Raw genomic sequence first — 22188 nt, 5'->3', positions numbered from 1 at the left:
TTGCTTATGCATTCATCTCATAAGTATCAGCCAAAGTTAGAAGCTGATCCTTATAAATACGGTGAAACCTTTCCTCATTCGGAACCGGCTTTTGCAACATCCTTAAACATATTTCCTGTTGCACGGGTGTGCTCGACGGTTTAGAATATAGTTGTGTTGCAAATTTAGAAAAGTCGCGAATTAAAAAATCAAATATTTGATCCACTAGATCGTCATTTGTTTTCTCGAGACTTGCACTCTCTAGAATCAATTGACCATAGGCGACCAAGGTAAAGATTTCTCCGACAGTTAGCATATAACCTAGATCAGCCGATTGTTCTTTGCTTGGCGCGGCTTTTTCAAGAAACTCCTTAAACTTTTCAATTTGTTTTTTGAATACTTCTATGTTTGGCAATTGATAGAGATCGTATGCTTTCTTATAGTCATGGAAAACAATTTTATCAAATCCTTTTGTTGTCGCTCCTTGGTTGAATAGATACGTATCATCCTTGGTATCATAGACTCTTGGAATGGCAGGCAAGCTATCATCAGATTTAAAAAAGTAATTTTGCATGAATTTCATGATGAGAATCATATTTACATGGACAGTACCTTCAAGTCTTGGTAGCATCTGAATGTCTCGAATTGCCAATTCAAAATAAGCGTCTTTGTTTACACCTTTTGCCGCAATCACATCCCAAAGACCAATGACAACCTCTTCCCCTTGTGTGGTGACCTTCATCTTTTCCATAGGATTAAAAAGGAGATATCGTTTGTCCGTCGCTGAGGCGGTCCGCATATAATCCGTTGCACGCATCGAAAAGAGTTTCATGGCCGTTAGACGAGTAAAACAATCCATGAAAATTTGTTTGATATGAGTAAAATCAGTTACATATTGATTGAACAGTCTTCTATGAGATGCATGATTGAGGGCTTCATAAAAAGCATGTGTGCAAATTCCAACGCTGCCCCAACCTAAATTGAACTTACAAAAGGCAATCGTCGCAAGTGAAGTATCCCAAGCCGCTCTTCCTTTTGAAATGATATCATCTTCGGTGATCGGATAATCATGGAGTTCAAATTCAGCCACGTAGTTTTGAGATGTAACAATATTTGGTTTTAACTCATATTTTTCATGTTGCGAATTGACTCCAAAGAATACGAACTCGCCGGTATCTGACATTTTACCGAATGTAGAAACAATTGCCGCCTTATTTCCGTTACCTATATAGAATTTATCTCCGCTTGCTTTATAGGTTCCATCACCATTCGGAATCAGCATCATATCGCTACCGATTAAATCTGCACCATGTTCTTTTTCGGAAAGTCCGAAGGCAAAAATTTCACCATCTTCTAGTAATTTAGCAGTTTTCTTTTTTATGGTTTCATTTTTACTAATCCATATAGGTCCGACACCTAGCATGGAAACCTGCCAAGTATACCAATAGCAGAGTCCATAAAAACCAAGAATCTCATTGAAAGCCATGATTCGATTGGAATCCCAACGAGAGTCACTTGCCCCATATCCACTCGGTGTCATGAGGATCGCAAAAGCCTTTTCTTTTTTTACAAATTCGAGAAAATCGGCATACCAAACTTTATCATGGTCGTCTTTTAGGATTTTCTGTTTGCCCTTCTTCTCAAAAAACTCTATCGTTTTTAACATTAAATTTCTAGACTTTTCATCTAAATGAGCATATTTTTCAAGTTTTGGATTTAGTAAGTTCACACGGTTTCCTTTGGATTCAATTTATGTCGTCACTGTTTTATCCCCTGATTGCTGAACTTTGTAAAGGGATTTTCCTCCTCCGAATTGCAAGTTCAAGGGATTCTTCTTTTATACCTAACGAGATTAAATTCTATAATTGTTTCGGTTCATTGATTTCTTCTTGGATGAGACGAGCCCCCGCTCGGAAAGTGAGATAGCTCCAAATCCAACTCAGAAGTGTGCTCATCTTATTCTTAAATCCAACTTGGTAGACCAAGTGGACAAATAGCCAGCCCATCCATCCAAAAAATCCTTTTAAGCGAAAGATGGAAAACTCTGCAACCGCATCGGTCCTACCAATTGTTGCCATATTGCCTTTGTCAAAATAAGTAAATGGTCGCATCCTTGATTCATCGAGACCATTTCTAAGAAAGGATGCCACAAATCTACCTTGCTGCATCGCCACAGGAGAAACACCAGGTAACGGACGTTTCATGTTATATGAAAAACTGGCGGCATCACCAATGACATATACATTTGGTTTTTCACTGATTCGACAATACCCGTCCACAATGAGCCTACCTGACCTGTCTTTGGAAAAGGGAAGAGCACGTGTGATCCCTGCAGCTTCGACTCCTGCTGCCCAAATTACAGTTTTTGATTTTATCTTTCGATTCGTAAGCTCGATACCATCTGCATCAATGGACTTAACAGGTGAGTTAAGTAAAATTTCAACACCACGCTCTTCCAATTTCTTTTTCGTGAACTCACTTAAGTCCTCATGAAAATTGGATAGAAGACGGGGACCTGCTTCTATGAGAGTCACTTTTGTATTTGCAGAATCAATGATGCGAAAATCCTTGCGGATAATATTATGGGATAATTCAGCGATTGAGCCTGCGAGTTCAACCCCAGTTGGACCTCCTCCAATGATTACATAATTTAACATCTGTTCAATCTTTTCGGGATCGCCAGAAAGTTCTGCTTCCTCAAAAGAAAGGAGAATCTGCCGACGAATCGCTAGCGCATCCTTTAAATTTTTCAGCCCAAAGGTGTGTTTTTTCCATTCCTCATTTCCGAAATAACTTGTCTGAGCGCCGGTGGCGATCACAAGAAAATCATAGGTCTCCTTCCCATTTCCGAAATACACTTCGTTAGTTTCAAAGTCAATTTTGTCCACACGCGCCATATAGAGTTTCACATTTTTATAATTGGTCGTGATGGAACGAGTAGGAATCGCAATGTCTGCAGGAGAGAGGACGGCCGTTGCCACTTGGTATAAAAGAGGCTGGAACAAATGATGGTTCGTTTTATCAATAACGATGACTTCAAAGTCTTTCCGATTGGCAAGAGTATGAACCACCTGCAGTCCACCAAAACCTGCCCCGATCACAATCACCTTCTTTTTGGTTTTCATTTTTACCTCTATTCATTAGAAGCTTGCAAAAGTAAAATGACCTTACCTTTCTCTCTTTTCTTTAAGATTTCGTCTTAAAGGCAAAGTGAAAAGATACATATCACCTAGTTGGAAGATGTCAGGTCCTAGGTCAAAAACGGGGCAAAGCTATGAAAGAGTAATTTTATAGTAATGTGCTCGCACGCAAGCAAACTAAAAAAACAAAATTGATACTTTTCTTATCATATGATTCGATCAAACCATGAAAAAACTATTTCTATTCTCTTCGCTATTTTTGGTCGGCTGCGGTTCTCTTTCGAGAGGGTGTGCCAAATACTTCGGTTCCGATGAAGTGTGTGTAGATGGAGTAAAGTATCTACAATTTACATCAGGTGCCAGCGTGAAATACAACACTGATGGCACCATTGCAACATGTAAATGATCTAGATACTGGCTGCTAAACGGGTTCCCTGGTCTATCGCGCGTTTGGCATCCAATTCCGATGCAAGGTCGGCACCACCAATCAGGTGCACTGTGGCCCCACCCGTCTGGAGCGGTTCCAATAGTTCTCTTCTGGAATCTTGTCCAGCACAGATGACAACCGTATCTGCAGGAATCTTTTTTTCAACTCCTTTCACAGAAATCAATACTCCTTCTTTATCAATGGATTTATATTCCACCCCAGAGATTTGTTCAACTTTTCGATCTTCGAGTGATGTCTTATGAATCCATCCCGTCGTTTTTCCGAGAGTCGCGCCAAATTTACTGTTCGAACGCTTAAGCATTGTTATATGACGATCTGATTTCATTTCTGTTTTTTCGGAAAGTCCGCCATTTTTTTGGATCGAAGTATCAATCCCCCATTCCTTCAAATAGTTTTCCTTTGTAAATGGATGGCCTGCATCTGTTAAATAGATACTAACGTCATACCCGATCCCACCGGCACCGATGACCGCCACATTTTTCCCAGCAGGTTTTCCGTGCAAAATCAAATCCACATAACTGAGTACTTGTGCACCCTCCACACCAGGAATGGAAGGCATCCGTGGACTCACACCAGTCGCAAGGACAATTTCATCAAATTTTTCGGAAAGCAACTCCTCGGCAGATACTTTTTTACCCAGTTGCAGTTTAACGCCTGTAATTTTGATCTGATTTGAGAAGTAACGTATGGTCTCTTTGAATTCTTCTTTGCCTGGGATGCGACGAGCTATGTTTAACTGTCCACCCAGTTCGTTCGCTGCGTCATACAAAGTAACATCGTGCCCTCTCATGCCAAGTGTAGTGGCACAAGACATGCCTCCAGGACCTGCCCCCACCACAGCGATTCTCTTCTTTTTTAAGGCCGGCTCAATGACGAGTTCTGTTTCGTGGCAGGCTCTAGGATTTACAAGACAGCTGGCCGTTTTTCCTACAAAGATATGATCTAAACAGGCTTGGTTGCAGGCGATGCAGGTATTGATCTCCTCTGGTTTTCCGGCCATGGCTTTGTTTACAAATTGAGAATCCGCAAGGAAAGGCCTTGCCATAGAAACCATATCCGCATCGCCACGAGCAAGTACTCTCTCAGCAATCTCGGGTGTATTGATACGGTTGGAAGTGACAAGTGGAATTTGGACATGGCCTTTTACTTTTGCCGTCACCCAAGTGAAGGCAGCACGAGGGACCATCATGGCAATCGTAGGAATTCTTGCTTCATGCCAGCCAATGCCTGTATTGATGATGGTAGCTCCAGCTTTTTCAACTTCTTTTGCAAGCAGTAGCACCTCATCAATGTTACCTCCTTCATCCACCAGATCTAACATTGATAAACGATAAATAATAATAAAGTCCTTCCCTACTTTTTTTCGGACTGCCCTGATGACTTCGAGCGGGAAACGAATTCTATTTTCGAAACTTCCACCCCATTCGTCTTCTCGGTTGTTTGTCCGACGAGCGATGAATTGATTGATGAGGTACCCTTCACTTCCCATAATCTCAACTCCATCATACCCTGCCTCACGGGCAAGGCTCGCACAGGTTGCAAATTCTTCGATGGTTCCGAGAATCTCTTCATGAGTCAAAGGATGTGGCTTGAACATATTGATCGGAGCTCGAAGCGTTGAGGCTCCTACGATCTTATCATGATAGCCATACCTGCCCGTATGGAGGATTTGCATGGCAATTTTGCCGCCTTCGGCATGAACGGCACCTGTAACTACCTTGTGATGGTTTGCCTCTTCCAGACTATCCATCACGCTACCACCCTTGGCCACTCTACCTGCCATGCTTGGGGCAATGCCTCCCGTTACGATCAGAGCACAACCACCTTTCGCTCTCTCCGCGTAAAAAGCAGCCATTCGTGCATAGCCATTCTCTGCTTCTTCAAGGCCAGTATGCATTGACCCCATAAGGGTTCTGTTCTTTAAAGTTGTAAATCCAAGATCAAGAGGTGCGAGTAAGTGCGGATAAGAATTCATTCCTCAAACACAAAATACAATCTCAATTTTGGCAAGAAGAAGATATTCAACCTTGTGCTCTGATTTAAGGAATTCCTTACTTTACTTTTTTACTTTCCAGCCATTGGTAGATTTTCAAAGGGAAAAATAAAAAGCGGTCAAAAAAGAGAGTGAAACTAAACATTAACGAAGGATAGACGGAAGTCGCATCAGAACGAATGCCTGCAAGGATTTTTTTCGCTACGGTTTGGGCTGTCTGGCTTGGAAAGGGAACGGCCACTCTTTCCCCGGCTGCACCAAAGAATTGGGTGCGAGTGGCAATCGGGTAGACAACCATGATTCGATTGCCTGCTTTTAATTCAAATCTGTAGACATCCATAAAAGAATGTATTGCCGCCTTAGTGGATGAATACATCGCATAACCTGGTAAAGGGAGATGACTCATCGCAGAGGCAGTGACGATAAACAAAAAGGGATCTTTTCTTTCCGTGTTGAGTAAGGTTACGGTAAAGATAGGAGAATACACATTGGTTTTATAAATCCTATCGATCCTTCCCCAATCGCCTTTTTGAATTCTTTCATAATACGCAAATCCTGCATTGGCAAAAAAAATATCAATACCACCGATGAATCTATCGGCTTTGCTGATCAAATTCCGAATGTTCACATCTAGTGATACATCACATCTAACAGGATAAATATTATCGGCTACTTGGATTTCTTTATCTTGAAGATCAGCTGCTAAAATTTTAACACCTTTTACCTTGGAGAGCATGGCAAGTGTCGCCTGACCGATACCCGAGGCCGCGCCTGTAATGACAATACGTTTGTTTTCTAAATCCATATTTCTAAACTTAAATTCTTCCTAGTCAAGAAATACGGTTCGCGCCTCTATTTGAAACAGAAAATTCACTTTCTCCTTGACGATTTTTCAAATATAACATACTACCATTTTGTGCATAAACGAATCGTAATACCAATCGTTCTACTATTATCAATCCTGCTCAGTGCAGAAACCTCTAGATACTTTGAAAATTCCCCGTTCCGTTCCGAGAAAGTAGATCCAAAAATCGCATGGCAAATTCAAAACAGTTTGGTATTGGATACGAACGGAGAAAATATCTTTAGCTTTCAGTATCTCCCGGATGGCAAGTCCATCATACTTGGTACGACCGATTTCAATCTATATCGCATCCAGTTGAAAGATGGTTCACAAATCTGGAAAGCAAACGCAAAGATGATGTTTCAAAAGGAATATGATGGTCCGGCAATCTTTGATATCTCGCCCGATGGAAAATCGTTCTTATCTTTTGGACAGACAGATCCAAATATCCAAGCGTCGGAAAGATTTCTAGTTTTGAGGTCCACGGATAATGGGCAAATTCAAAAGTCATTTCCCGTCATCCAATCCGAATTTCACAGCTTAACCGCTGCTATAGATTATCGTTTTCCAGGGGAAGAAGAAGCAAAACAAAGGGAAGAAGCCGAATTAGGTATGAATTGGATTATGACCATTGACCGAGCCGTTTTTATCCATGGTGGGAAAAGAATTCTTGCATCTTACAAGCATAATATGGAAGGACCTAATTTCTATGATCGTCGGTTTATCATTTATGATACGAAATCAGGAAAGGCTCTACTTGATTATCAATTAACCTGCGATCCAGAAACAGCAAACTGGGACCAACCTGCAGGATTTGAAATCGCACACTTCCAATTGCCCTTTGTTTATTCCGAAAATCGGAAATCCATACTCTTCGGAACTGCACATGGGCGCATAATAGAAATCACAGAACAGACAATGATAAAAAATAAAAATACCTCATTAGTCGAGAACAAACTTGCTGGCGATGTCCTATTTATCCCACTAAGCGAATCGGAAGATTTAGCCACAAAAGATAGACAAACGATTCGGAGTTTATCAATCTCACCGGACAATCGGTATCTATTTATTTCTGCGGGTGTGGAATCGGGCTACATTCAATTCCATGTGTTTGATCTAAAAATAAAAAAGGAAATTTTCATCTCTTCGAAAGTAGAGGCCGGAAAAATCATCTCCGCCTCTAATGATTTCATCGTGATTGGTGGGAATCATTCTTCTAATGATTTTTATATCATCCATGCCTCAAAGGGAACTTTAGTCTTTTCGAATGTTGGTTTGGAATCAAATCTAAGTACGTCTAATTTTGCCTCGAATCCGGTAGGAAAAGAGGTCATTGCCGTATCGGGCGGAAACAAGATATCCTTTCTGCGCCCGCCAGGTCCCCTCACTCCCTGGTAACCCATGCGCTTATCGATTGTTTTTTTACTGCTAACGATGCATTGTACAACCGTTGGATTTCATGAAGATTCAATCAGGGAGACGATGGATTTTGGACAAATGCGAGAAATCAAAGTCTGCACTCTTTCTGAAAATGGGATCGAAGCAGAAGAGATTGAGTCCTTGTTTTCCGCTTGGAATGAAGAACTAAAGCTCTACTCGCTGCGCGCGATTTATGTCGATCAGGGGAAAATGGAACGTCCAGGGTTCACTGGATTTGATATTTTATCCTTTCTCTATACCGTTCCTTTAACAAAAGAATGTGATCGTATTCTATACTTAAAGGGCAGACAGTGGAAGGACCTTCTGTATGAATTTTTCACTCTAGGAATCTTTGCAGGTATTGGAATCAAGCTTGAGATGCAAGGAGCTGTTGAAACTCATACAAACACGAGAGGTTACATCAAAGCTAAATACATCTCCACGTTACAACTCCTCTTCACGAGTCCGAAATCCACCCTCGTACATGAAGGTTACCATTTGCTTGGCTGCGGACACCAATTATTCATGCAGGCTTGTTATGAAGACATCCAAAAGCTAAAAAGCATCAGTGCCCAACCCGACGTGGAAGCAGGATTTTTTCCGAGCCGCACAACAACGGACAATCGCTTTTTACGAAGAGTGGACGTGAATGGAGTTTTTTACAAAAAGGACTGAATCCGTTTTGCTACCTCTTCTCCGATGGAAGGAGAGGAAGTGAGACCAGGACTTTCAATCCCTAGTAAGTGTAGCCAAGGACGATCTACTGGATGCTGTTCGATTAAAAAGTCTGTGTGAGCGCTACCGTTTTTAAAAAGACGTGGCCTGAGTCCTACATACCCTTCACTCAAATCGTCTTCCTTATAATAATTAGTGATATTGCAAAGAGATTCATAAAAGGCATCCCTTGGTGTTTCCATCTTATAGTCATCTTTACTGCTAGACCAATTGGAATTGGGACCAGCATAGGCTTCCCCGTTCAAATGGAAGGTATAATGTACTCCCAGAGCTGTGCTATGTTCTTCAGGAAGGGGGTAAACTAACTTCTGTAATGGCAAAGTTTTCTTTAGTCTAAAGTATTCACCCTTATTTGGACGAATTTCATACTGATGATTCCCAGCTTGCCTTATGATCTCGTCAGAATACAAACCTGCTGCATTCACAAAACCAGATACTTCCGCAAGCTCCTTGCTACCATCCTGAACATCTGTTAAATAGATAGATCCATTTTCTATGCTACATTTTTTACCTTTTAGAAAAAGAACACCGCTTGCCTCACACATTTCCCAAAGACGTTTCAAATATTCAGGAACGGCAACAACACCTGTTTTTTGTATGTTAAGTGCCAAATTCCCCTTTAAAAAGGGATGAATAGATTCGAGATGATCAATGAGATTCGTTTCATTGATTTCATATTGAAGTGCTTTTTCATATAATAAATGTAATTTTTCTGATTTGTGAGAAAGATCTCCGTTTCCTCCAACGGTAATGTATTTTCCACAAAGATCAAAAGGTATATGGTTCTCCTTTAGGAATTCGAGTGTTAGATGATAACCTCGTAGACAGTGTTTTAGTTTTTCTGATTCCTTTGGATAATAAATACCTGAATGTAGAACTCCGGAATTTCTTCCGCTGATCCCATCGCCTCGATGTTCCGCGTAATCGCAAACAACCACATCTTCCTTTGAAATTTTGCTAATTTGGTAGGCCACCCAAGAACCCACGATGCCTGATCCGACTACAAGTATCACTTTGATTAATCCTTACTTAAATTGGATATGATTTTGATTCCCGAATCCAGGCTATCAGCAATTGCCGATCCAAGTTTTTTTTTCTATCTACCAAAAGGAAAGTTTGTCCAAACGCGCGATGAGGAAAATACTCTGCCTTTTGTATGCCCTACTCGAAGATCGCAAGCTCACTCGGTTAAATCCGTTTTTTACTTCAAAAAAGTGAGAGAAGGAAAAGAGCTTGGGCTTGACAGCTATAAAAAAAAGAGTGAAAACAGTGTTTGATCGCATCAAATTTTCCTCTTGCAGGGGCGAGACAAACTTCAGGGTAGTTCTCCCTGTCGAAGGGAAGCAGAAATATCAATGAATGATACAAGATTAGAAACCCTTACGAAACCTGCGATCCTCTGCGTCGATGATGAGCCAATCTTGTTACTTTCGCTTGTACAGGAACTAAAAAGAGAGTTTGGAAACCAATTCTATTTTGAAAGCGCGTTAAATCCGAAGGAAGCCTTGGAAATGATCGATGAGCTTTTCCTCTCTGGTGTCCATGTCATTCTTGTCCTCTCAGACTGGCTGATGCCCGAAATGAAAGGCGATGAGTTTTTAATCAAAATCCATCAAAAACACCCTCAAGTGAAATCCATTCTGATCACTGGTCATGCAGATGCAATCGCCATGGAAAGGCTAAAAACAGAGGCAAATACGATTGCTTTTTTTACCAAACCTTGGAATTCCAAGGAATTGATGGAACAGGTTCGCGCTTGTTGCTTAAACACCTAACATAATCTCAACTTCCACAAAAACAATGATTGCCAATTTTTCGGGATAGTACTATAATATCACTATGGCCTTGGATGATTTGAAAAAAAGAGAATTGGAAAAAAAAACGCATCACATTCGAAACGAAGCTTCCCTATTTTGGAAGATCCTCCTCCGGCAGCCGGAAATCGGCGAAGGTTCGGTTCAGCTATTGAAAGATACATTTTTGAAAAACTTTGAAACCAGTTTTTCAAGTCTAGAGAACTCCGACGATCCAAGCTTTAAAGAATCCTTTCATAAACTGTTACTGAGTGCGGGACGATTCCGCATCGTGGATATTAAAGATTTTGTGAATCGGGTTGTTTTAAGTTATCAAAAAGAACAAATGTATCGGAAAGATAGACGGAACCACTTTTCCTTGGACATTCTATTTCAAACCATTGATTTCCTCAGTGCTGGAAAATCTGAAGATGTTGCCGAACAGAATTTAGCTTCAAAACAGGATGATGGACTTTCTCCACAAGAAAGAGAAAACCTGATCATCAATTACCGCGCGTATAATGCGATGAATGCTAAAATATTAGCGATTGGTAACTTGAAAGATGCCCTATTTAAAAAAGACAACATTGTCTCCGAAGTTGCCCTCCTTCATAAGGACCTGACCATTACAGCACTCGAATTTATGTTTCGCAATATTGTTGCCCAACAACTCCTCTCTAAAAAGTACAACTGTGATACACTCATCAATGAGTGGGGTAAAGAGTATAACTTTGATGATGACATGAAAATTCGTATCCTCAGCTACATTTCCGCAGACACTCCGCTTTTGAAATTTCGACCAAAGTATGCCCAAGCGATCCAAGCGATCAAAAATACAGATTTCTCAAAATCGAATGTTCTCGATTCTGATTTATTTTTACTCAGATCTCTTGCGAACTTTTATACATCTTGGATCATGCAAGTCTCAGAAATGATCGCCGCCTAATATTGCTTAAATAAAAAAAGGAACCCATGAAACAATTGATAGTCTTATTTATGTTTTTACTCTCAAGTGCCGTATTTGCCGACAACTGCGATCAAGTCAAAGAAGGCTTTGATGGATTGTATTGCTTACAAAAAGTATACTTCCAAGCGGATAAAGAATTAAATGATTCCTACAAAAAGCTAAACACTTTGATTGATGCTAAATTAAAAAAGAAACTCAAAGAAACCCAGCTTACTTGGATTCAAGAGCGCAATACAGAATGCAGCTGGAAGGATGAAAGAGGATCTTTTGTCAATATGGACTGTGCAAAAAATAAAACGGTAAGCAGAACGAATTTCTTAAACGACCGAATCCGAGAATGCAAAAGTACCGGATGCCAACCAAGCGAATTTAACGCCCCATGATTCATTTCATTGTCTCGATACTACTGCAAGCCATCGTTGTCCTCTTTGTCTTTCCGTGGATTCATTCGGATTTTAGAGTCAAGGGCGATGCCACCAATGCCATCTGGATTGTCATTGGGTTTATCGTTCTCAACTGGATTGTCCGTTGGCTATTTGTAATTTCTACTCTTGGACTTGGGTGGCTCCTCTACTATCTCAGTCTCGGACTGCTCGGACTACTTGCCAATGCGATTGTACTCATTTTGCTTAGCCGAATGTTCCCAAATCTTCTAGGTGTTCCCAGTTTCTCTGCGGCGTTCTGGGGCGGGCTCTGTCTTTCCCTTGCTTCCCTACTCATGCGGAGGTAGCAACTTGGAAGTGCAGATGACTTGACAGGACATCTCAAAATCCGAATCTGAACCAAGTAACGAAAGTGTCGGAACGTTTCCGTTACCAACAAATAGACAAGGAAATCCATGAAAGTCCACGAATACCAGGCCAAAGAAATCCTACGTAGACATAATGCTAACGTCCCCTTCGGAAAAATCGTCGAAACGGCGAGTGACTGGGAAAAAGCATATAACGAAGTCGTACAAAAATCACCCGTCGTTGTCGTAAAAGCACAGATTCATGCCGGTGGGCGTGGAAAAGGTGGCGGTGTCAAGGTTACAAAGACCAAAGAAGATGCTAAGGCAGCCATTGACAAAATCCTAGGCATGCAACTCGTTACACCGCAAACAGGTCCCGAAGGTAAAAAAGTCCTAAAAGTATATCTCGAACAAGGACTCGAAATCGCAAAGGAATATTACCTATCTATCCTTCTTGATCGAGCTTATCGCAAAACGATTCTTATGGCTTCGACTGAAGGTGGCATGGACATTGAAGAAGTGGCTCATGACACTCCCGAAAAAATCATTAAAATCCAAATCGATCCGGGCATTGGCGTGCAACCGGCTCAGATTCGAGAACTTGCTTTTGCACTTGGCATTCCAGCCGAAGCACAAAAATCTTTTGCAAGTTTAGTTGCAGCAATCTACAACGCTTACATCAAAGAAGATGCTGCGATGCTTGAGATAAACCCTCTTATTCTCACCAAACAAAACGAAATCGTTGCAGGCGACTGTAAACTCGATCTAGACGAAAACGCATTATTCAGACATCCAGAAAACGTTGCGCTACGTGACATTACTGAAGAAGACCCTTACGAAGTAAAAGCCAAAGAATTTGACCTAAATTATGTTAAACTCGATGGTAACATTGGCTGTATGGTAAATGGGGCTGGTCTTGCGATGGCAACTATGGACATCGTTAAGCTTGCAGGAGCCGAACCAGCGAACTTCCTTGATGTTGGGGGCGGGGCAAATCCTGTTACAGTAGAAAATGGCTTTCGTTTGATCCTATCAGATCCAAATGTAAAAGGTATTTTTGTTAATATTTTCGGTGGCATTGTGCGTTGTGACCGAGTGGCAAATGGAGTCATTGAAGCTGCTAAAAAAGTAAACATTCACGTACCAGTCGTCGTGAGACTCAAAGGAACAAATGCTGAAGAAGGCAAAAAAATCCTAAATGAATCAGGACTAAATATTGTCGGAGTTGAAGGACTTCGTGATGCGGCGGACAAAATCGTTTCGCTCATTGGAAAGTAGGGAGAAATCATGAGTGTTTTAGTAGACGCGAATACAAAAGTTGTTGTCCAAGGGATTACGGGAAAGGAAGGATCCTTCCACGCCACACAGATGTTAGAGTATGGCACAAAGGTGGTTGCAGGTGTGACGCCTGGAAAAGGTGGCCAAACTTGGACATCCGAGACTGGAAAATCAGTTCCCGTTCGCAATACGATTAAGGATGCGATGAAAGAAGATGGAGCTAATGCGGCCATCATTTTTGTTCCTCCTCCCTTTGCTGCGGATGCCATCCTCGAAGGTTTGTTTGCTGAGATCCCTCTCATTGTTTGTATCACAGAAGGGATTCCGACTCACGATATGCTCAAGGTTTATAGTGTCTTACGCAATTCCAAATCGAAGTTAGTGGGACCCAACTGTCCTGGTGTGATCAACCCTCTTCATAAAGTGAAAATGGGTATTATGCCTGGTTTCATTCACACTCCAGGGAAGATCGGGATTGTTTCTCGTTCTGGCACTTTGACCTATGAATCCGTTGCCTCCCTAACAGCTGCAGGCCTTGGCCAATCCACTTGTATCGGTATTGGCGGGGATCCTGTTCCTGGAATGAACCATACGGAAGCGGTGCGCCTTTTAAATGAAGATCCTGACACCCAGGGGATCGTGATGATTGGTGAGATTGGTGGTACTTCGGAAGAAGAAGCGGCAGCCTATATCAAAGCCCATTGCAAAAAGCCTGTGGTTGGTTTTATTGCAGGCCAAACAGCCCCTCCTGGAAAACGTATGGGCCACGCGGGTGCCATCATTTCAGGAGGCATGGGAACAGCGACTTCCAAAATTGCGGCGATGAAAGACGCTGGGATTAGTATCTGTGCCCATATTGGCGAAGTCGGCGAAAAAATGAAGGTTGCGCTCGGAAAATAAGAGCGGATCGATACCTTGAGGGAGTCTTATATAGTGAATATGGAACGACGTTCAATACTTTCTGTGGTCATAATGGCTCTCTCAAGTCTTGCCCTCCTCGCGGCAGAGACAGATTCTGGATTCTCTCTCAATCTAAAAGAGGCTGTAAAATATACAATAGCCAATAACAGAGAAGTGATGCGCGCTCGTCTTGAGTTAGCCAAAGCAGATACAGATCTGATGAAATTCGAAGGTAGATATACCTACCGTGCCTTTGCGAATGCGGATTTACAACAGAACAAATTTCCATACAACCAAAACAATATATTTTCGGGAACGAGAACGCAAACGACTACCTATTCTGCAGGTATCGACAGGCTCTTCACGACAGGAACCTACTTTAAACTCGACGCTAAATCAACTCGTTTTGACTCAAACGCCTTTGAAGACCCGACGAAAACTCCCGCAGGTTTTGGTGCCCTTGGGCTCCCTCCACTTTACACAGACTCCTTAAACGTGACCATCTCCCAAGACCTTTGGAAAAACGCGTTCGGTAGCAAGGAAAGGAACCAAGAGAAGATAATTGAAAACCAATCTCTGATCTTGAAAGACCAGTTGGAAGAGCAAGTGGCGCAAAAAGTGGTCAATGCCCTCGTCGACTATTGGAATTTTTCCGTAAAAGATTCAAGCTACCAAACTTTTGAACAATTACTTACAAATACAAAAACAATCCGTGATCTCACGATCCGCAAACAAGGGTTAGGTCTATCTGAATCTTTCGAAGTGAACCAGTGGAATGCCCTACTTGCACAAGTGGAAGGCCAGATGGCACAAGCTTTGGCTGAAAAAGATGAGGCTAGACGAAAGCTAATTCGGTCCTTAAATTTACCTGAAAATTCTAAATTTTCAAAAGTAAGTCCTTTATCTGATGAACTTCCACAAAACATAGACTACGATAAAGATATAGCATATGCATTTCTCAACCGTGCCGATTTTAAAAATATCAAACGCAAAAAAGAGAATGCGGAGCTAGCGCTCAAAAATGCAAAGAACGATGCTATGCCTACCTTAAAAGCTGCTGGAACATACGGTTACCAAGCTCAGAACCTAGAAGGGCCTAGCGTAAATTATACGAATTCCAAGTCGGGTGTCTTTTCTTATAACTATCCCGTGATCCAAGGTTCGGTGGACCTCAGTTACCCGATCGGAGATGTGGGTGTGAAAGCCGGTCTTCGAGATGCAGAAATCCAAAGAAGACAAGTCAATTTGGAAGAAGACGATTTGACGAAATCAGTAGCGGATGATGTTAGAACTCGTATCGATGTTTTAAAAGCATCCTATAAAATGTTGGAAAATGCCAAAAAGACCGAAGAGGAAGCTAAAAAATATTATAGCGGTGTCGTAAGATCTTTTCAGCAAGGGAGATTTAACGCACTCACAGTGAAAAACGCGCTAGATACATTGGTCCAAGACCAACTCGCTTTAGTTAGAGCACGTGTAGATTACAACATCAATCTTCATCGATATTATGTTTCGAAAAATGCACTTTTTGAAGAATATGGCGTGGACAGAACCAAACTCCTTCCAGAAGACTTTCAAAATTAATCGCCCAGGATCGCCATTGTGATACGCTCGCGCGTCTTTCTCGCTATGAGTTGCCTTTTGGTCCTTGTAGCGTTTGGAATATTTTTGTTCGTCGATTTTCGAGATTTGGAAGATCGGGCATACGGTCATTTCCAAAAATCAGAATTTGAAAGAATCTTGGATCTGTATCCTCCGTCAAAAAAGATAGAAAGTGAACTTAGTATCTCTCTTCTCTCGCAATCCATCTCAGCGCTTGAAAGAAAAGCGAATGAAACAAAAACCAAAGAGAGCACATTAAAATTTTTAAAAGAAGAGCACCCAGAGCTCATTGTAAAGGAATGGGAAACATCTCTTGGAATTTATTATCATATAGAAGATCCTTATATTCTAAAACTCAAAAAACATGGCATACATTACAAAAAATCACTGATTGCCAAAATTCAAAACATTCAGAAACCCATCCCCAAAGACAAAGTGAGCCATTACCTCCTACAATTAGTCTTAGAAGACCCGAGAGGACTTGAGGCTGGTTACAGTCAGGCGCTTGCGAATATTGTCCGATACCCGATGGAAACGATCGGCGAATTGGAATCCGCATTTCTCTTAGAAACCTTACACTATCTTTCCAGCTCCAGCTTATCTTTGTTTTATGAGAACCTATTCACAGTCTCAGGAACGAATGTCAATTTACGAAGTGGACCAGGAAAAGAAAATAAAGAAGTAGGAAAAGTCAGCATACCCGAGACTACCTTTTGTTTTGAGAAAGATGGACAATCAGAGACAGTCGCAGGAAAAACTGGATACTTCGTTCAATGTTTCTATCCTCACCTTAGCAAGTCTGCTTGGATCTTCTCTGGCTTTTTAGAAAATATTCCAGCAAATCAGAAATACATTTCTGATCTAGAGAATCGTTTTAACACAACGGATAGCGAGGAGCGGTTTGATTTCGTGAGTTGGCTCGGAGAAAAAATGCCTCCAGGATTTTATGGAACCTACATTCCGAGAGAACGAATCTTGGAATCGGGCGCTGTAGGCTTTCCACTTTATGGAAATCAGACAAAAGAGTTTAGAAAGATCTGCAAAAAATTAAGTGGTGAGAAAAAATATTTTGAATTTTCATACATGACAGATATTACCAAAGAAGCTGTTCCCCTACTCGAACTGAATCTAAGCTATAAAGACAATAACCAACCTGTTTACCTAATTGAGTTAGACCATGAATCCATTTGGATCAATCGAAATCGATATATTCTAGACCAGGGGAATCAAAAGCAAAATTTGTCTTTATACATTGAATCTAGAGATGGGGACAAACTGGTGGGAAGTCTGAAAGAACGAAACATAGGACTTCTACAAAACTTAAAATCATATCCAATCGCCATGGATGCATATCAATCCGGCAAGTCACATTGGGAGATTTGTTTGCCACTGGCAAAAAACCCGACCAGGGACAAAGTGTTACTTTTCGAAATTAAATCAGGCATAAATTAACCTAACGGAGGAAATATGGCAACTTACGATTATTCATGTAAAACATGTGGAAAACAATTCGAACACGTTCAGTCAATGAAAGACGATGCCCTCACGGAATGTCTCTGTGGTAAAAAAGGTAAAGTGGAGCGAATGATTACTGGAACCGCAGGGATTATTTTTAAAGGAACTGGATTTTACGTTACCGATTATAAGAAATCTGACTCCAAATCCGAGTCGTCTTCCTTGCCTCCGGCATCAGCCAAAAGTAACGAAGCCACTCCTGTGGCACCACCACCCCAAGCGCCTCAGACGCCAAGCCAAGGGTCGTAATGGGAAGGCTCGGGATCATTGCTGGAGGCGGAGAACTCCCTCATATAGGAATGAATGAGGCTCTTGCTTCGGGTGAGGATCCCTTATTCTTAGGCCTCAAAGAATCCGACTTTGAGCCAAGAGAACATGCAAAAAGAACTATCCCTGTACATATCACGCAAATTGGAAAAATACTAAAAACCATCAAACAAGAAAAGCTTTCAAGAATCTTGATGTTAGGAAAGGTAAGAAAGGATCTTCTATTCCAAGGACTCAAGTTTGATTTGAAGGCCTTGTCGATACTGGCAAAAACGATCAATCGCAATGATTATCCTATCTTTCTTGCCATTGCTGATGAATTCGAAACCCTAGGAGTGAAAGTCATATCCCAAAAGATATACTTAAAATCTCTTTTACTCCCAGAAGGTAGATACACTCCAAAAAGGTTTGATAAAGATGAGTTAAAAGACATTTCTTTTGGAATGAGTTATGCTGAAAAAATGGCGGATTTGGATGTAGGCCAAATGGTTGTGGTCTGTGACGAAAGCATCATTGCTGTAGAAGCAGTAGAAGGAACTGACGCCACCATCCGTAGAGGTGGTGAATACACCAAAAAGAAGGGAACAGCTGTTGTCTGTAAATCAGCCAAAACGAAACAGGATGAACGGTTCGATCTTCCTACGATCGGTTTGCAAACTTTAGAGGTCATGAAAGAAAGTGGTTGCAAAACGCTATGCATACGAGAAGGTGAAACGCTTGTTGTGAACCCAGAAGAAGTTATCGATTACGCCACCAAAAATAAGTTAAATTTCGCTGTTTATGGACCGAACGGCACGAGAGGTCTCAGTGGTAGCCAAAAAAAAATCCCAAAAGCATATAAGTAACAAAAATCAAAACGTTCTCGTTTTTACGGGGGAACATTCTGGTGATTTACTGGGTGGCGATTTAATTTCTGAATTAAAAAATCTACGACCCGAGCTCACCTATTACGGTGTAGGCGGAGTCAATATGGAAGCACAGGGGTTTGAATCTCTAGAAGAGCTGGAAAAACTCGCGGTTATTGGTTTTTCCGAAGCCATCAAAAAGTATAGTTTTCTAAAGAAACTTCTGTTTCGAATCGTTGAGGAAGCAAAACAACGAGAGACTAAATTTGCTATATTAATCGATTATCCTGGATTTAATCTTAGGCTTGCAAAGGAACTAAAAGGTATCGGAATTCCGTCAGTTTTTTATGTATCTCCTCAAATTTGGGCATGGAAATTTAAGCGTATTTTTTATATCAAAGAACACATTGCTTTGATGCTAACTCTTTTTAAATTCGAAGAGTCCATTTACAAAGAGTACGGCGTTAATTCAAAGTTTGTTGGTCATCCGATCACTAAACGAATACCTGAAAAGTTAAAAAAAGAGCCTGCACTTCCATCAGGTTTACCAGAGATGGGTGAAGGATTCGTGATAGGACTGCTACCTGGTTCTAGAAAAGGAGAAATTAGCAAACTGATTGATCCGATTCTCGGAACAGCGAAATTACTTCATGAACACTTCCAAGGGACAAAGAAGGAAATCGTTTTCCTACTTCCAAATATCAATAAAGGTCTAGAACCATTCATACTCTCGAAAATTGAAAATTTAAAATCGCAAGTTCCTACTCTAAAAATTCATTATCTTTGGGATAGTTCTCTTCGAGTGATGAGTGCGAGCGATTTGCTTTTGATTGCTTCAGGAACTGCCACATTAGAAGGGCTTTTCTTTGAGAAACCGATGGTCATACTATACAAAGTTAGCTTATTCACTTACTTGATCGGTTCTTTGCTCATTAAATCAAAGTATATAGGGCTAGCCAATATACTATCTGGAACAGAAGTTGCGAGAGAAATCACACAAAACGAAGTCAAACCGAAGTATATTCTAAAAGAAGCTTTGGAAATTCTAGAAAATAGAAAATATCGAAATAAAATTATAAAGATCTTGCAGGAAACTAAAGAACGAGAGCTCGGAACACTCAATGGTGCCCGTTTGGCTGCTAAAGAAATTTCGCACTTCTATGGTGAACTTATCGAGCCAAACGAATGACTCTATCTTCCCAACTTCCGACCCAGGTGTGTTCTTTGATTTCTGAAAATAAGAAATATCCCACAGCATTTTCCCTGTCATCTGCCTTTATCCGAAGACCTAGAGAATCCAGTTCCAAATCATAAGACTCATTTCCAAGCATTGCTTTATGATTTTCGGGATCTAAAAAAATAATGTTCACTGGTTTTGCTTTCATAGGATCATATTCCATTCCTTGTATTTTCCACTGTCCGGCAAAAGAAGGAATATTTTTTAAATCTGGCGGAACATCCGCAGGATTTTTCTCTTCATGACAACCTCCAAGGAACAGGCATAATGTGACAAAAAGGAGCGCTTTCCCTAGATACTTATTCATTTGACTTGGCATCGTTTATTTTCTTCCTCAGAGAAAGTCCAGCTACCGCGAGCCTCACCAATCAGTCCATAGACGTTATATACAAAATATCCAGTTTTATTTTGGGCATAGCCTTTTAAGTCAATACTAGCAGAAGTTAAACTTAAATTCCGCATATAATCCATGTCGAAATAATGATCTAATGTAAACTCAAGCGTGATGGGATCTTGTATGGCCTTTTCAGGTAAATTCAATTTGGTCCAGAGCTCCTTCCCAACGACTTTTACGCGTTCGAGTTTTGCCGTATAATTGATTCTAGAATCTTTTACCAAAGTATAATAATCACTGCCTTGGCTTGCAAATGAATAATCAAGATTCACGCTTTCAGGTAGGAGATTCATTCCGCAAACATCCGTCCATGGTCGGTTCCAAGGGTACTCATTTAGAAAAAGCGTAAATGAAAAATTAGGAGTTTTAGTCGCAAAATACGAGGAGATACCAAGCTTTGATCCCGTTTTTGGCAGCAAAAGTGAAGTGTTCCATCGCCCATCTTTAATGGTGAGCGATCCTTTCAATTCACCGCTGCTAGCACTCCCCTCATAAGGAAAATAATGATTCACTAACAGGGTTAGATCGAAGTTCATCGCTTCCAAAAAGTATTTATAAATTTTTTTCTGATAGAAGTATTCCTCAGGGATCAGCTTTTCTTGCCTCTCTTTTATATCTTCCAAGGTTTCCTTTTTCCAAGCATCATACATCGGAGCCCAGTTTTTAGCCAATAGTTCATGGATTTGGAGAGTGGCTTTTGTTTTGGAATTTAGCGGATAGTAATAAGTCCCATCGGTTTTTTTGGATCTCGACCATTCCAGATTTGAACTCAAATCGAAGTTTGCTGGTTTATCAAAGACTTCCCCTTTGACTGTTAAACTCACAGTATTTCCCTCCGCAATGTTCAGCTGACTGACACCATTTCGAAAAGAGAAACGTTCTGATTGCCATTCCAAATCTTCTAAGGCGATCGCACCTCTTACTTTAAACCATTTGTTTTTATCACCCGTTTCATCAATTTCTATACTGCCTCTAGCCTTTCCGACGAGTGGTAGTCCTTCACTCGTTGCTAAATCAATAAAGAGGGAGGAGATAGGCTCTAAATCATCTACTTTAAAATCAATTTTACGTTTTAGTAAATTCTCTTTTCCCTTCAAAATTTCGTCTTCAATTTTCAGCTGAAAATCGAGAGAGGAATAGTCTCGAGTTTCTTTATTGTCTTGAAATAAAAATTTTTCCTGAAACCTTAATCCGTTAACCACATAACCTGGCAACTGCGAGATCAAGAAATTTGAATTTTCAAATTCAACATCACCTTTAATGATGTCTTCTCCCTTCTCGGAACGTTCCCAACTTCCATTACCTGACAGAACTGCAGATTGAATACTCGATCCGAAAAGATAACTTACAAGAAGTGGTGCTTCCTCTGATGGATAATTTTTCCACTGTAAAGAAAATTTAAAATGATTCGCATCTGCCTCAGCTAATGTGCCCTCACCTTTGACTCTCGTAGCATTCGGTAACCAATAAATACCGTTATCATACTCGACTTCGATCTTTCCATTTTTACGCAAAAATCGAATATCCCAGCCTTCTTTCCATTCAAGTACAGACATATCTTCTTTCTTAAAGCTAACACGAGTATCATGAAATACGACTTCTTTGACCTTCGTAGATTTAAAATATTCGAGTAAGGTTTTCTCAAGTGCCTCATCATTATTTAAAGTCAGTTGAGGACTAAAAAAATCTATCCGGTCAATCTGAGGGATCGAACTGAAAAGAGAGGATAGATGGAAGGTAACACGTTTCACTTTGAGTAAATTCGTGTTGAACGAAAAATCTTCCTCTCTCGAAATTACTAAATCTTCCAGGATGAGGCCTTCGCGAATAGAAAAATCGACAACCCCGAGATCGACGGCTTTACCGATTTTTTGATTGATCGTTGAGGTCACGATGGACCGGATCGCGACGAGCGGTACTTTTTTTGTTTTTAGAAAGTATTCCAAACCAAAATAGCATAGGACAACTACGAAAAAAAAGGCAGCAAGAGCCAGGCTTGAAAATAGATGCTTTTTATAAAGACGAGTTAGGTTTTGAAATTGGGAGAGGTTTGCCCTCACATCCTTTTCGGAAATGAGGGACTGCGGATACTTCAAGAGTAG

At 40.8% G+C, this 22188-nt stretch carries 20 protein-coding genes; 13 read left to right on the top strand and 7 right to left on the bottom strand.

The window, feature by feature from the left end; all coding sequences use genetic code 11:
- Nucleotides 1–4: 4 nt before the first annotated feature.
- From EHQ58_RS08300 to EHQ58_RS08280, 4 genes are all read right to left on the bottom strand, one after another.
- Nucleotides 5–1708 (bottom strand): acyl-CoA dehydrogenase family protein, encoded by a 1704-nt coding sequence (locus tag EHQ58_RS08300; RefSeq protein ID WP_167883573.1) that lies wholly within the window; start codon nt 1706–1708, stop codon nt 5–7.
- Between the two features lie 130 nt (nt 1709–1838).
- The gene (locus EHQ58_RS08295) at nt 1839–3104 is read right to left on the bottom strand and encodes an NAD(P)/FAD-dependent oxidoreductase (RefSeq protein ID WP_135623422.1); all 1266 of its coding nucleotides are present in this window, start codon (nt 3102–3104) and stop codon (nt 1839–1841) included.
- A gap of 422 nt (nt 3105–3526) precedes the next feature.
- Complete coding sequence (locus tag EHQ58_RS08285) at nt 3527–5542, bottom strand: NADPH-dependent 2,4-dienoyl-CoA reductase (RefSeq protein ID WP_135623420.1); 2016 nt, start codon at nt 5540–5542, stop codon at nt 3527–3529.
- A gap of 76 nt (nt 5543–5618) precedes the next feature.
- A complete protein-coding gene (locus EHQ58_RS08280; RefSeq protein WP_135623419.1) occupies nt 5619–6365 on the bottom strand; it encodes an SDR family NAD(P)-dependent oxidoreductase in 747 nt (248 codons plus the stop codon).
- 51 nt (nt 6366–6416) lie between these two features.
- On the opposite strand from EHQ58_RS08280, the gene EHQ58_RS08275 reads away from it, so the two are divergent.
- Both EHQ58_RS08275 and EHQ58_RS08270 read left to right on the top strand, forming a co-directional pair.
- Complete coding sequence (locus EHQ58_RS08275; protein WP_246047244.1) at nt 6417–7802, top strand: hypothetical protein; 1386 nt, start codon at nt 6417–6419, stop codon at nt 7800–7802.
- A 3-nt stretch (nt 7803–7805) separates the two neighbouring features.
- On the top strand, nt 7806–8498 hold the full coding sequence (locus EHQ58_RS08270) for a hypothetical protein (protein WP_135623418.1): 693 nt from the start codon (nt 7806–7808) through the stop codon (nt 8496–8498).
- On the opposite strand, the gene EHQ58_RS08265 is transcribed toward EHQ58_RS08270, so the two are convergent.
- The gene (locus EHQ58_RS08265; RefSeq protein ID WP_135623417.1) at nt 8483–9571 is read right to left on the bottom strand and encodes an NAD(P)/FAD-dependent oxidoreductase; all 1089 of its coding nucleotides are present in this window, start codon (nt 9569–9571) and stop codon (nt 8483–8485) included. The genes EHQ58_RS08270 and EHQ58_RS08265 overlap by 16 nt on opposite strands.
- A gap of 342 nt (nt 9572–9913) precedes the next feature.
- On the opposite strand from EHQ58_RS08265, the gene EHQ58_RS08260 reads away from it, so the two are divergent.
- The 11 genes from EHQ58_RS08260 to lpxB all read left to right on the top strand — a co-directional run bounded on the left by EHQ58_RS08260 (nt 9914) and on the right by lpxB (nt 19644).
- A complete protein-coding gene (locus EHQ58_RS08260) occupies nt 9914–10333 on the top strand; it encodes a response regulator (protein WP_135623416.1) in 420 nt (139 codons plus the stop codon).
- Between the two features lie 94 nt (nt 10334–10427).
- Nucleotides 10428–11297 (top strand): LIC_13029 family protein, encoded by an 870-nt coding sequence (locus tag EHQ58_RS08255; RefSeq protein WP_167883572.1) that lies wholly within the window; start codon nt 10428–10430, stop codon nt 11295–11297.
- Between the two features lie 26 nt (nt 11298–11323).
- Nucleotides 11324–11701: a lysozyme inhibitor LprI family protein gene (locus tag EHQ58_RS08250; protein ID WP_135623414.1), complete on the top strand. Its 378-nt coding sequence runs from the start codon at nt 11324–11326 to the stop codon at nt 11699–11701.
- On the top strand, nt 11698–12048 hold the full coding sequence (locus tag EHQ58_RS08245; RefSeq protein ID WP_135623413.1) for a phage holin family protein: 351 nt from the start codon (nt 11698–11700) through the stop codon (nt 12046–12048). Before EHQ58_RS08250 ends, EHQ58_RS08245 begins: the two co-directional genes overlap by 4 nt.
- A 108-nt stretch (nt 12049–12156) precedes the next feature.
- Nucleotides 12157–13326, top strand: a complete 1170-nt coding sequence (gene sucC / locus EHQ58_RS08240; RefSeq protein WP_135623412.1) for an ADP-forming succinate--CoA ligase subunit beta — start codon at nt 12157–12159, stop codon at nt 13324–13326.
- Between the two features lie 9 nt (nt 13327–13335).
- Nucleotides 13336–14226, top strand: coding sequence for a succinate--CoA ligase subunit alpha (sucD, locus tag EHQ58_RS08235; RefSeq protein ID WP_135623411.1), 891 nt, complete (start codon nt 13336–13338; stop codon nt 14224–14226).
- Nucleotides 14227–14265: 39 nt separating this feature from the next.
- Complete coding sequence (locus EHQ58_RS08230; RefSeq protein ID WP_135623410.1) at nt 14266–15810, top strand: TolC family protein; 1545 nt, start codon at nt 14266–14268, stop codon at nt 15808–15810.
- An 84-nt stretch (nt 15811–15894) separates the two neighbouring features.
- The gene (locus EHQ58_RS08225; RefSeq protein WP_167883571.1) at nt 15895–17280 is read left to right on the top strand and encodes an SH3 domain-containing protein; all 1386 of its coding nucleotides are present in this window, start codon (nt 15895–15897) and stop codon (nt 17278–17280) included.
- 15 nt (nt 17281–17295) lie between these two features.
- Nucleotides 17296–17592: an FmdB family zinc ribbon protein gene (locus tag EHQ58_RS08220; protein WP_135623408.1), complete on the top strand. Its 297-nt coding sequence runs from the start codon at nt 17296–17298 to the stop codon at nt 17590–17592.
- The gene (locus EHQ58_RS08215) at nt 17592–18455 is read left to right on the top strand and encodes an LpxI family protein (protein ID WP_135623407.1); all 864 of its coding nucleotides are present in this window, start codon (nt 17592–17594) and stop codon (nt 18453–18455) included. The genes EHQ58_RS08220 and EHQ58_RS08215 overlap by 1 nt, the downstream gene beginning before the upstream one ends.
- Nucleotides 18418–19644: a lipid-A-disaccharide synthase gene (gene lpxB / locus EHQ58_RS08210; RefSeq protein WP_135623406.1), complete on the top strand. Its 1227-nt coding sequence runs from the start codon at nt 18418–18420 to the stop codon at nt 19642–19644. Before EHQ58_RS08215 ends, lpxB begins: the two co-directional genes overlap by 38 nt.
- Here the strand turns inward: lpxB and EHQ58_RS08205 are convergent.
- Together EHQ58_RS08205 and EHQ58_RS08200 are read right to left on the bottom strand one after the other, a co-directional pair.
- Nucleotides 19625–19999 (bottom strand): hypothetical protein, encoded by a 375-nt coding sequence (locus tag EHQ58_RS08205; protein WP_135623405.1) that lies wholly within the window; start codon nt 19997–19999, stop codon nt 19625–19627. The two genes, lpxB and EHQ58_RS08205, sit on opposite strands and share 20 nt — an antisense overlap.
- On the bottom strand, nt 19996–22182 hold the full coding sequence (locus tag EHQ58_RS08200) for an LIC_12586 family protein (protein WP_246047242.1): 2187 nt from the start codon (nt 22180–22182) through the stop codon (nt 19996–19998). Before EHQ58_RS08200 ends, EHQ58_RS08205 begins: the two co-directional genes overlap by 4 nt.
- Nucleotides 22183–22188 lie beyond the last annotated feature (6 nt).

This window comes from Leptospira ognonensis (genome assembly GCF_004770745.1).
Taxonomy (GTDB): Bacteria; Spirochaetota; Leptospiria; order Leptospirales; family Leptospiraceae; genus Leptospira_A; species Leptospira_A ognonensis.
The sequence above is the reverse complement of the archived record's forward strand: the minus strand, read 5'-3'. Positions and strand labels throughout refer to the sequence as shown.